Here is a 12,596-nt window from a genome sequence, read left to right as displayed (position 1 = left end):
AATTAACTCTTTTCCGTGTAATTGCTAGATAGTTATTGACCTTACTAATTTCCATTCTTTAGAATTAAGTAGGATTTTAAGAAAGGCATTGTTTCGTTTTGTTATTTGTTAATTACAAATATTGAAGTAAATGAAACTTAACAACGCCGAGGAAAAAAGGAGAGAGTTACATGTCAGGAATTATTCGTGTTACCCCAGCTGAATTAGAAGCAATGTCTAGTCGCTACGGAAATGAAAGTGCACAAGTTGAAGAACAAATCTCACGTTTAGATAATATGATTCAAGAGTTGCAAGCTATGTGGGAAGGTGAATCTAGCAGAGCATTTGCTGATCAATACGCTGATTTACGTCCATCGATTCAAGACATGCAAAGACTTTTAACAGATGTTTCAGTACAACTGAAAAATACTGCACATGCCCTTGCGAATGCAGACCGTCAAATTGCAGGTCAAATTCGCGGATAACTTCATCTAAGATTTGGATACAAAGAGCGTCATATTCGGATGAAGACGCTCTTTTCGTCTGTTAGTAGGTAGTTAGTCGTGATTATTTTTATGCGACTTAACACTCAACCTGTCATGGATAATTGATTTGCCTGAGGTGATGAAAATGTACATAGAAGTATCAGTTGACTTAAAACACTATGATGGGGATTGTTTTGATCTACGACTATCAAACTATTATACCGTTAAAGAGTTAATCGATATCGTTTGGCAAGCAAAATCGATCCCCCATCCTCCAAAAGAAGGTTTTTGGATTCGAGTAGCAAATAAGCAAAAGGTTTTATCAGGGAATGAACAATTAGCGGGCAGTGGCATCACAACAGGTGATCGACTAGAAATCTTGTAAGGAGTCATAAAGATGTCAGAAAAAAATCAATCCTATTTAGAAAAACAGTTAGAGGCGACCCTCAAGTTTGAAAAGGACCAGATCACACTTACGTTTCAAAAAGAAAAGATCAAGTTAGATGATGAATTTGAAATCACACTGCTACAGGAAATCAATCCCTTTATTCAGAAAGAAATCACCTTAACAGAAGATGAAGTAATTTTTACATACAAAAAGGACCCAAACTTTATGTCGTTCGGGAAATTGCGAACATTAGATGAAAAAGAACGCTGGATGTTTGCTTCCCAATTGCTGAAATCAATCATGTTACACAAGTCTAATCGACTTCACGCAATTCTGTGTCCTGAAAATATTTTAATCGATGAAAGCTTGACTCCTTATTTCTTATATTATGGGGTGAAAGAAAGTATCCCACCATATGAACGGAATGCTGAAAGACTTTGGCATGAAACAAAAGCAACGATTGCCGCTGCAATTGATCCTAAATATACGTTTAACCAATATATTCAATTTTCCAAGTCAATTGAATTAAGTGCAATGGCTTCGAAAGTTGTTGAAGCAAAAGATGAGCATGAATTATTGGACATTATCAAAAAGCAACTGCATGTTCTTGAAAAGGAAGAGAAAAAATTCACTCGAATTACGCGAACGAAGTGGAATTGGTTGCGATACAGTATAGCCGGACTCGTTTTGGTTTTATTGCCATTAGGTATTTATACGGCATATCAAGCTGTCGTTTCTCAACCGAGACAAGAAGCCTATGTTGCGGTACAAGGCCCTTATATTCAAGGTGACTATAGTGAAATTATTGATCGTCTTGCTGATTACGATGTGGATGATATGCCAGAAGTGATTCAGTATCAATTGTCACTTGCTTACATCGTTAATGAAACCTTGATGGAAGAACAAAGGGATAACATTTTAAAAACCATCACGCTGCAAACCGACCCACGCTATTTTAAGTATTGGATTTATATCGGAAGAGGGCAAGCTGAGGATGCGCTAAGTCTGGCACGTCAACTAGAGGATCTAGATTTAATTATGCTTGCGCTACTTCACTATGAAGAATCTGTGAAAGCAGACCAAGATTTAAAGGACGAAGAGCGCGAACAACTTCTAGATAAAATCGACAACGAAAAAGGCGAAATAGAACAACAGCTTGAGGAATTGAAAAAAGCGTTGGAGTTAGAAGTTGAAGAAGCTGGTGCTTCGGGTGGTGCGAGCTCGGAAAGTACAACGGACAAAGATAGTGCAAAAGATAAAGCTTCGGTAAATAGTGATGCGAAGGAAGCCGGATCAACTGGTGCGGCAGATAAAGCTGCAACACCTGCGAACGAGGGAGCGAAAGAAAAATCATCAACAGATGCTGCTGAGAAACCTGCTGCAACTTCGGGAGCAACACAGCAACTAGAAAAGCCAGCACAATAGCAGACTGAAATTCATAAAATGTCCGATAAATTTAAAAAAGTGTCCAGTATTTCGAAAATTTGACTGGTCCAAATCTGTCCGATTGAGCAGGAAAAACACACATCCGGTACTAATCGTACAAAACAAAAGTCCAAGTGAGCTAAAGGGAATCTTCCAGCAATTCATGACGGACATTAAATTACAACAAAAAAAATCCCTACTAGAAGGTGATTTGATGAGTACGCTTTTATTTTTTTATGACAACTATTATCAATCCATTCAATTGGATCAATTAAAGAAAGACCAAATCACCGTTGGGAATGATTCATCCCATACTGTGACGATTCACAGCTTGCCGTTTACGAATGGCCCCCTCACCATTACGGAAGATTCATTTGGTTTTACGGTAAAGCAAAATGAGCAATTGCTTGGAAAAGTGAATCCCAAGCAGTTTTTTGAATGGACGGATGCCAACAGCCAGAAAAAGCTGAACATCATATTTTTCCAATCCATCGCAAAACAGGAGACCTACTTTGTAGGGGAGAAGCAAGAGATTAGATTTTCCAATGAGAACGAACAAGCTGAAATTATATGGAAATCCGAACTCCAATTGAAGCCACAGTCGTTTGCACTCCTGAAAGTCGGCCATCAATGGACGTTCGAAAATCCAAACAACGCTGAAGTCTACATAAATGGGCAGAGAAAACAATCCCGAAAACAAATTCAACTAGGGGACATTGTCTTCACACCATTCATGTTCATTTGTTTAGTAGAAGAGGACGTTCTAGAAATTCTAAGTTTTGAAGATTACGAGTCACAACTTTCACAAATCATTGAGCCAGAATCGGAAATGAAGAAAAAATACCCGATTTACAGACGTACTCCGAGAATGGTATATGAACTGCCGAAAGAAAAGGTTTCATTGTCGTTTCCGTCACAAGAGCATGACCCGTCAAACAGAGGCCTCTGGTTAGTCATACTACCACCGCTTGTTATGCTGATTGTTATGGGAATTGTGTCTGTTATTCAGCCTCGAGGTATTTTCATCCTTATTACCATGGTAATGTTTGTCATGACGTTAATTACGTCGTCAGTGCAATATTTTAAAGACCGCGGCAATGAGAAACGAAAAAAGGAAAAACGAATTCGCGTCTACACGGCGTACCTTGAAAATAAAAGACAGGAACTACAAGAGTTATCAGAAAAACAACGATTTACGATGGAGTTCCACTTCCCAACTTTCGAACGTATGAAATATTTAACGAACCAAATTTCAGATCGTATTTGGGAACGTCCTTTAGAAAGTGATGATTTTCTTCAATTTCGTTTAGGGACGGGGACAGTACCATCAAGCTTTCCGATTACACTAAATTCCAACGATATGGCGAATCGCGAAATGGATGATTTAATCGAACAATCTCAAAAACTTGAAAAAGTTTATAAGGAAATATCCGATATTCCTGTCATTGCGAATTTGGCGAAAGGGCCGATTGGGCTAATTGGGAAAGAACGCGTTGTAAAACAAGAAATCCACCAAATCATTGGACAGCTTGCGTTTTTCCATAGCTATCATGATTTACGTTTTGTCTTTATTTTTGAGGAAGCAGATTACAAGCAAATCGAGTGGATGAAATGGCTGCCGCATTTTAAAATTCCGAACATGTATGCACGTGGGTTAATTTACAACGAAAAAACACGAGATCAGCTGCTTTCATCGATTTATGAAATGATTCGTGAGCGTGATTTGGAGGAGGAGAAAGACAAACTCCGCTTCGCACCACATCTTGTATTCATTATTACAAACCAGCAGTTGATTAGTGACCACGTCATCCTAGAATACCTTGAAGGAGACCACAAACACCTTGGCATTTCGGTGATTTTCGCAACCGATGCAAAGGAAAGTTTGTCGGACAATATTCACACCCTTGTACGCTTACTGAACGATACACAAGGAGACATTTTAATACAGGATAAAAAAGCAGTGAGCATTCCGTTTACACTGGATCGTCATCAAAAAGAAGATAACGAGCGTTTTGCACGGATGTTACGCACGTTGAACCATCAAACGGGGATGACGAACTCCATCCCAGAAAGCGTGACCTTCCTTGAGATGATGAATGCAAAAGAAGTAGATGGACTTAGCATTGCGCAAAAATGGTCAGAAAATGAATCTTCCAAATCATTAGCTGTGCCAATTGGATTAAAAGGGAAAGACGATCTTGTGTACTTAAATTTACATGAGAAAGCACACGGACCGCACGGATTACTTGCGGGAACAACGGGGTCAGGGAAAAGTGAATTCCTACAAACCTACATCTTGTCGTTGTCAGTACATTTCCATCCACATGAAGTGGCATTCCTTTTAATCGACTACAAGGGTGGGGGAATGGCTCAGCCGTTTAGAACATTGCCACACCTATTAGGAACGATTACGAATATCGAGGGTAGTGTGAACTTTACGAATCGGGCACTTGCTTCGATCCGTAGTGAGTTAAAACGTCGTCAACGCTTGTTTGACCGTTATAATGTCACACACATTAACGATTACACAAGTTTGTTTAAGCAACAGCAAGCAGAAGAACCACTGCCACATTTATTTTTAATTTCCGACGAATTCGCGGAATTAAAAAATGAAGAGCCGGACTTTATTCGAGAGCTAGTAAGTGCTGCCCGTATTGGGCGAAGTTTAGGGGTTCATCTTATCTTGGCAACTCAAAAACCAGGCGGCGTCATTGATGATCAAATCTGGAGTAACGCCCGCTTTAAAGTGGCGTTAAAGGTTCAAGATGCGAGTGATAGTAAGGAAATTTTGAAAAATGCAGATGCTGCTTCCATCACTCAAACCGGTAGGGGGTATTTGCAGGTTGGGAACAACGAGGTTTATGAACTGTTTCAATCGGCTTGGAGTGGTGCGCCTTATCTGTCAGAGCACTCCGATGGGGAAGATGAAATTGCCATCGTAACGGATTTAGGCCTAATTCCTTTATCGAATATTTCTGCAAAAGATACGAAACGAAAAGGCATTACAGAAATTGAAGCGATCGTAACGAAAATCGCAGAGACGCAACAAGCATTTGGTATAGATAAGCTAAAAAGTCCGTGGCTCCCACCGCTTGCTGAACGCTTATATAAAAATGCGGATACTTCTGAACAGCAAGATCGCATCGCCTTTGCTTTAATCGATGAACCTGAAAAACAAAGCCAAACGCCGTATCACTATCAAGTGATGGATGATGGCAACCTGGGTATTTTCGGTTCCACTGGTTACGGAAAATCAACAACGGTGCTGACACTGCTTTTAAATATCGCGGAAAACTACAGTCCTGAAGAAGTGCATTATTACTTAATGGACTTTGGAAATGGTTCGTTACTTCCGTTGAAGCAACTTCCACATACTGCTGATTTCTTCTTGATGGAGGATATCCGCAAAATGGAGAAGTTTATGAGAATGATCCGCAAAGAAATCGTTCGAAGAAAGCAATTGCTTCAGCAAATGGAAGTGGGCAGTATCAAGCTGTATAACCAGGTGGCAGAGAAAAAACTTCCGCTACTTTATGTGGTCGTTGAGAATTTTGATTTTATTAAAGAAGAAATGCCGGATTTCGAACCTTACTTCAACCAATTTGTAAGGGATGGCCAGTCTTTAGGTATTTACATGATCTTTACGGCAACACGTATTTCATCGATTCGTCAAGCAGTCATGAACAATCTGAAGACGAAAATTGTGCATTACTTGATGGATCATAGTGAGGCATTTTCGGTGCTTGGGAAAACCACTTTATCACCTGAAGCGATACCGGGTCGGGCGATTATTAAAAAAGACGAGGCGCATTTCTCGCAAATTTTCTTACCGGCTAATGGAGCAAATGATTTTGAGATGCTTGAAGCCTTAAAAGAAACTGTAAAATCGTTGAAGGCAAAATACTCGAAGTTATCGGCACCAACACCAATCCCAATGCTACCAACAGATTTGACACTGTCTCAATTAGCAAAATATATTCCGCTTGACGGGCAACCACATCAATTCCCAGTCGGTTTAGATGAAGAGTTTGTCCAACCAGTTGCGGTAAATCTTTTAAACAACAAACATTGTCTCGTTATGGGGCAAGCGCAAAAAGGGAAGACAAATATGTTGAAAGTGTTGTTAACGCTTGCTATAGAAAAGGGAATTCGAGATATTGGGTTGTTTGATTCATTTGATAGAGGTTTAGCGACTTTCGCAGATGAAGAGGCAGTTGCCTATTTAGAAACGAAGGAACAATTTGATGATTGGTTAACGATTATTGAAGCAGAGGTTGCATCCCGTGAAGTAACGTATGTTAACACGAACTTTAATGAACGGGCAAATCTTCAATTCCCGCCAATTCTTCTGGTGGTGGATGATTATACGCGATTCAATTCAAGTCTTGATTCGAAACTTCAAGAACGCGTTGTGAAGTTAATGAAAAATGCAAGTTATCTTGGATTTAACTTCATCGTATCTGGCAATTCAACTGATTTAACGAAAGGTTATGATGCGTTAACGACGGAAGTGAAGCAAATTCGTCAAGCAGTGCTATTGATGAAAAAATCAGAGCAAACATTGTTCACACTACCATACGATCGTAAAGAAGAAGAGATTCAAGCAGGATTTGGCTACTATGTCATGAACAACAAAGAACTCAAAATACAAATCCCATTATGTGATATTGAAAGGAAGATCTACTCATGACGGCTCAAAAGAAGCTGATGTTAAAAATCGCAATCGTCATGATTTTGATTATCGGGGCCCCCATCCTTTACTTCCTAGCTATCGGCGAAAACCCGTTTTTCGATGAATCGAGCGGAACGAAGAAAATCGCCGTTGTTAATGAGGATACAGGTGCAGAAAACGAAGAAAGTGCACTTGCATTTGGAAAAGAAGTGGCGCCGATTTTATCGACAGATACAAGTTATGATTGGTCTGTTGTGAGTCGAAGTGCTGCAGAAAAAGGGTTAGCGAATCAAGATTACGATGCGGTAATTTATATTCCATCGAATTTTTCTAAAAACATTATGACCTACGAGGAACAACAACCGGTAAAGGCCGAGTTTAAATATAACGTTTCAGGTCAATTAAACACAGCAAATCGTGAAAAAGTTTTACGAGAAATCGATAAAGCAACTGCCCGAGTAAACGGGAAAATCTCGACTCTCTATTGGAGCTATGTTTCTCAAGATTTAGAGGAAGTACGTGAAGAATTCGATACGATTCTTCAAAAAGAAATAGAGTTTCTAAATACGATTTCCGATTTTTATCGCCCGAATCTATCAGGGGTAGTTGGGGATATTGAAGATCAAAAAAGCTTGTTGGAGAATATCGCAAACTCCGTGAAGAGTGCACCAATCGATGGAAATACACGGCAGGCTGAGGACTTCGAGGAGCAATTAGCGCAATTTGTAACGTATGTAAATAACTATCAGGAATACCAAACTTCCGCGCAACAGCTTTTACAAACAGTACAAAATGAAAATCTAACAGCGGTGCTTGACATGAAGAGTGCTCAAGACCCACGTTATAACGAAATGAAGACGTACTTAATCGAACAAAATGAAAAGTTTAGTTCAAATGTCCGGAAGCTTGAAGACCAATTAGCAAAAAACGGACGTAATGTCACGAATTTAGCAGATCAAGTTGTTACCCAGCGAGATGAAATCATGAACCTCCTCAAGCAAGTGGAAGGGGAAATGATCGTACAGTATGAATCTCAAGTAATAAGTTTGAAAAAACAATTGAATGGTAGCACACCTGCAACTAATCCAACTACGCAAGCTAGTAGTGTTAGTGGGAAAGTGGCAAGCAACACTAGTAATTTAGTTGCTTCTTCGAAAATTGCCGCACTTGATTCACAGCGAGCGAAACTACTGGACTTAGTGCAGGAAATTAATGCATTGAAAGAACAAGCAGCTGCGGTAGCAGGTAATACGGATGAGTCCATAGCAGACCAAGCGGCGGCACCATCAGTGGGTTCAGTCATAAATGAACAACTGTCCCAACTGTCTGACCAAATCACAAACATCGAAGAGAGCATTCATCAAATACAACAACAAGAAAAGCAATTGCAAGAGCAGTTGTTACAATCACTAGGTGAAGAGGAAGCCCCGGTCGTTGTTCCATCAACACCAGGCAATGAAAAATCGATTATCAATGAAATCGAACGTAAAGAATCTGAAATTGTGAACTTACCCCTAATAAATGATGGTAAGAAAGAGCGCTTGAAAAGTGTCTTTTACAAATCAATTAATAGTGATAATTCAACATTGTTAATGGAGTACTATGGGGCATTAGCTCAATATGAAACTGCATTGAAAACGAATTTAAGTTCTGATTCAAATTTCCAAGAACTGTCGTCAAACGTGAACAAAATCTTAGGTATTAATGAAAAAGGAACAACGTTATTTGATGAATTGCAAGCTGGAGTTCCTGCTTCTCAGCAGCAATTAACATCATTGGAAGAGGGGCTAACTTCATTCTTTACAAAGCAAATGGAGAAAGTCGATTCTGACTATGAAGTAATTTCTGAACAATTAGAAGCCGTTGAAACAAGTGCGAGCAATATGCAAGAAAGCTTGGATACTTTCATTGCTGGTTCATCTGAATCTTCATCTTCGGTTGCAGATGGAAGTACCCTCGTATCAAATCAACAAAGTATTAGTCAAAACTTGCAGGCTATGAGTAATTCCATGAACACAATCATGGAAAATCAAGACAATATTATGTCAGTAACAAATGACCTTCACGCTAAAGCAGCAGATGTGAATGCAGATACGCAGGAATTGAACTCTAAGTGGAATGAAAACGTAGATACAACAGAGAAATATCGTAATGATATTCATGATGTGTTAAACAACGCATTTATCGATGGTCAAAAGAATGGTCAAATCTATGAGCATTTATCTACACCACTTGCAGCAAACAGCCTAGATTCATCCGTGCAAGAGAATAAATTACCACCAGTGATTGTGCTCGTCATTGTGTTAATTAGTAGCTTACTTATTGGATACTTCTGCTACTATTTCAAAAACAACAAAACGAGCGTGCGCATCGCGTTGTTCAGTTTGTTGAACTTAATCGTTGGGTTAATTATTAGTATTTACGGGTTGGATATTTATCCATTGAATGAAACAGGTGCAATTGAATGGACAATTTTCACTGTTTTATTACTAACGGCGGTGTCCTCCGTGATTTTTGCTGGTTTCTCGATTGGCAATCTAATTGGTTGGTTCGTAAGTGTTGCAGTCATTGCCTTCTTTATAACGCCAATGCTGACGTTATTGGCATCAAACATTGATTATGAAGATCCCATGACAAAAGTTTATTTATCCATTCAATACGGACCTGAATCTCTAATCGTTCCAGCAAGTATTGTGCTTTTGGTAATCATTGCGGTTGCAGCATTCGTACCGTATATCACTGGGCGAATTAAGAATCGTGCAAGTGCGCAAGATGAGGAAACTTCGTATGAAATGTAAGATTTTATTTGGCGTTTTAGCATTGTGGATAATGGGAGGAGTCGGGTTCAATCACGGACCCGGCTTCCACTTCCATTTAGGGTGCGAATTTACTGCCGCGGCCGCAAGCAATCTTGATGATCTTAGCCCGAATGAATACAAGGAAAAAGAATTCAAAGACAATAAAGAATACCTTCATAATGAATCTTTATTGGAATCTAGGAAGGAAATTCCTGAAGAACAAAAACAATTAGATTTTATTCCTAATAATTACGATCCAAATGAAAAAATCAAGGAAGAGCTTTTTGTTAATGATTTTGAAGAACGAAAAACAATCGCATATGAATCTATGAAACTTGGTTTGTTTTCGGATGAATCAGAGGTTGCAAAAGTTCAAGCGAATCAAACGAGTCCACAAAACAAACGTGGGAACAAAAACCTACAATTTGTCTATATAGGATTGTTAATGGCTTGTATCCTCATTTCGCTAATCTGGCTGGTTCCCAAAATGGTGCAAGGAGATAAGAGATAGGGTTGGTAGGTCAATGTAAAAAGTGACTTGGGTATTCGCACGTAACGGGATGGAACTCGCACGTAACGGGGAGAAGAGCGCACGTAACAAGATAAAAGTCGCACGAAACAGGGCGGAATTCGCACGTAAAAAAGTCCCCCGCACGTAAACAGTTAGAACTCGCACGTAACGGGTAGAAAAGCGCACGTAACAAGATAAAAGTTGCACGTAACAGGGCGGAATTCGCACGTAAAAAAGCCCCCCGCACGTAAACAGTTAGAACTCGCACATAACGGGGAGAAAAGCGCACGTAACAAGATAAAAGTTGCACGTAACTTGGCTAAACTCGCACGTAAAGACCTCCCGCACGTAATGCATAGAAGAGCGCACGAAAACAACTAAAACTCAAAACCAAATGATTCATCCCAAAAAGCAATCCGAAATTCAAGAACCCCCAAAAGGAAAGGAGAGAATTCACGTGTCAAACGAAGTAAAAGTGGTGTACGCGGATGTGGAGGAAAGCTTAAGTGTGTTGGAGAATGCGACTTCATCACTGAAACCTACTGCAGAGCCCGCGATTGAAGGGAATACATTAGACGTTGTAACAAAACTAAATGAACTTGCACAAGAATTAGAACAAATCTTAACGAGTTACCAAGCAGTGTTACAAAGTAATATTCAAACAACTAGAAATTCGGTTCATTACATGCGAGAGCAGGATCAACGCATTTCAACGAATATTAGCGGTGTAGTTTCCGGTCCTAGGAGGCTGATGGAATAATGAAGGTATTAGATGCTAGGAATTTCCATGAGGGTCTCAGCCGCAACATGACAATGCTTACTCGACTAGAATCGGAAATGAAAACAATTGAAACTGCCATTGAAGGACTCACTCAGCTTGAAGAATCTTTAAAGGGGCAAGGTGGCAATGCAATACGAGCATTTTATCGGGATTGCCACTTGCCCTTTTTGCAATTTTTTTATCTGTTTAAAAGTAGTTTTCAAGATGTCCTCACGCAAATGAACGCAGCGCTTGATTCACTCGAGCCTGATCAAAGTGGGGTCATCCAACAATCATTCCTAGAATCAAACCTTGAACAAGGGCTTACTAACGCAAAACAAGCGACTGAAAGTTTAACCGATGAAACGAATACCATTATGGGAACTGTTGCAGATATTGTAACTTTACCGAATTTAGATGACACAGGCGTGCAAAATGAAATCCAAACCGCTAAACGACACCGAGACACAACTGTTACTGATTTAATAGCCTTTGACAGTAGCCAAACTTCTGCACTTGCTATCGTGGAAAGTGATCTCAACGCAATGAACATATGGATTAAAGACCTTGAAACGATGATTACAGAAGGCCTAACGGATGTGAATTTCCCGGCAGAACATTGGGCGCAATACGCTTCAACTACTGCACTTCAAACATCTTTAACGAGCAGAACGAATCAAGTCGATGAAGTGACAGGTGAAAGTCCAGAAGAAAAGCCGGGAGATGTAACTTCTGCAGATGAAACCATTATGGGTCATAAAGAAGATATCGGGAATGTAAAGAAATTTAATACGGCCGTTAATGGCGCAGTTGAGAGCTTTGGCATGTTTATGGCTGGGAAAAATGCAGGGCTAAAAATGGAGCTTGTTAGGGATCCGCGCTCAGGTCGAAACATATATCGTCTCCTTGCAAGTGAGCGAGCGCTTCACTATTTGAGGGTCACACCAGATGGGAAAGCATTGCGTGAATTAAATTACAAATTACCTAAAGGCAATCAACCTTGGAAACCCAAACACTATCAGCAGCAGGCAAATAATAGAGCAACGTTAAAATTTGCAACAAAGAAACCAGGTCAGTCAGGCTGGTCAAAAGTGGGAGAGGCTGCATTAAAAGAACATTCGTCCCTTAAATACTGGAATGATCAAGCAACTATCACTGAGAAAGCTAAAACCGTTGGGAAAGCAACTCTTTCAGGGGCTGGAAAATCATTTAAAGATGCTGTTGATATCAAAGGAGTCTTTACAAGTGGTGTAGCAAAAGGATTCACAAAAGCATTAGGTCCTGTTTCAGCAGGTCTGAACTACTACAGTAATTATCACAATGCGGTAGATGACGGCTTAACTGGTGCACAAGCACACACACGTGCAACGGTTGATACAGCTATTGATACTGCAGTCGGTGGGGCTGTGCAAGCAGCAAGTGTAGCTTTCTTTACAGCAGCCGTTCCAGTTCCTGGGGTTGGTACGGCAATTGGTGTTGCGGCTGGGCTCTTCATCAATACGATGTTAAACAAAAAAGATAAAAAAACAGGGGAATCCGCAATGAATAAAATTAAAGGCTGGTTCCACTAACGAAAAT

Annotated in this window: 8 protein-coding genes; all 8 read left to right on the top strand. The window is 39.9% G+C overall.

Annotated features, from left to right (window positions below; genetic code table 11):
• Positions 1-170 precede the first annotated feature (170 nt).
• The 8 genes from JOD29_RS10645 to JOD29_RS10610 all read left to right on the top strand — a co-directional run bounded on the left by JOD29_RS10645 (position 171) and on the right by JOD29_RS10610 (position 12,589).
• Positions 171-464 (top strand): WXG100 family type VII secretion target, encoded by a 294-nt coding sequence (locus JOD29_RS10645; RefSeq protein WP_124764750.1) that lies wholly within the window; start codon positions 171-173, stop codon positions 462-464.
• Positions 465-609: 145 nt separating this feature from the next.
• Positions 610-849, top strand: coding sequence for an ESX secretion system protein YukD (gene yukD / locus JOD29_RS10640; RefSeq protein ID WP_124764748.1), 240 nt, complete (start codon positions 610-612; stop codon positions 847-849).
• 12 nt (positions 850-861) lie between these two features.
• The gene (gene essB / locus JOD29_RS10635) at positions 862-2,277 is read left to right on the top strand and encodes a type VII secretion protein EssB (RefSeq protein ID WP_124764746.1); all 1,416 of its coding nucleotides are present in this window, start codon (positions 862-864) and stop codon (positions 2,275-2,277) included.
• Positions 2,278-2,491: 214 nt separating this feature from the next.
• Positions 2,492-6,967: a type VII secretion protein EssC gene (essC, locus tag JOD29_RS10630; RefSeq protein WP_124764744.1), complete on the top strand. Its 4,476-nt coding sequence runs from the start codon at positions 2,492-2,494 to the stop codon at positions 6,965-6,967.
• Positions 6,964-9,747: a type VII secretion protein EsaA gene (gene esaA / locus JOD29_RS10625; RefSeq protein ID WP_124764742.1), complete on the top strand. Its 2,784-nt coding sequence runs from the start codon at positions 6,964-6,966 to the stop codon at positions 9,745-9,747. Before essC ends, esaA begins: the two co-directional genes overlap by 4 nt.
• Positions 9,737-10,258, top strand: coding sequence for a type VII secretion protein EssA (gene essA, locus JOD29_RS10620; RefSeq protein WP_124764740.1), 522 nt, complete (start codon positions 9,737-9,739; stop codon positions 10,256-10,258). The genes esaA and essA overlap by 11 nt, the downstream gene beginning before the upstream one ends.
• Positions 10,259-10,715: 457 nt before the next feature.
• Positions 10,716-11,018 (top strand): YwqI/YxiC family protein, encoded by a 303-nt coding sequence (locus tag JOD29_RS10615; RefSeq protein WP_124764738.1) that lies wholly within the window; start codon positions 10,716-10,718, stop codon positions 11,016-11,018.
• Entirely contained in the window at positions 11,018-12,589 is a 1,572-nt protein-coding gene (locus JOD29_RS10610) for a ribonuclease YeeF family protein (RefSeq protein ID WP_124764736.1), read from the top strand. Before JOD29_RS10615 ends, JOD29_RS10610 begins: the two co-directional genes overlap by 1 nt.
• Positions 12,590-12,596: the final 7 nt, after the last annotated feature.

The sequence above is a fragment of the Lysinibacillus composti genome, from assembly GCF_016908465.1.
Taxonomy (GTDB): domain Bacteria; phylum Bacillota; class Bacilli; order Bacillales_A; family Planococcaceae; genus Ureibacillus; species Ureibacillus composti_A.
This window is presented reverse-complemented; position numbering and strand designations above follow the sequence as displayed.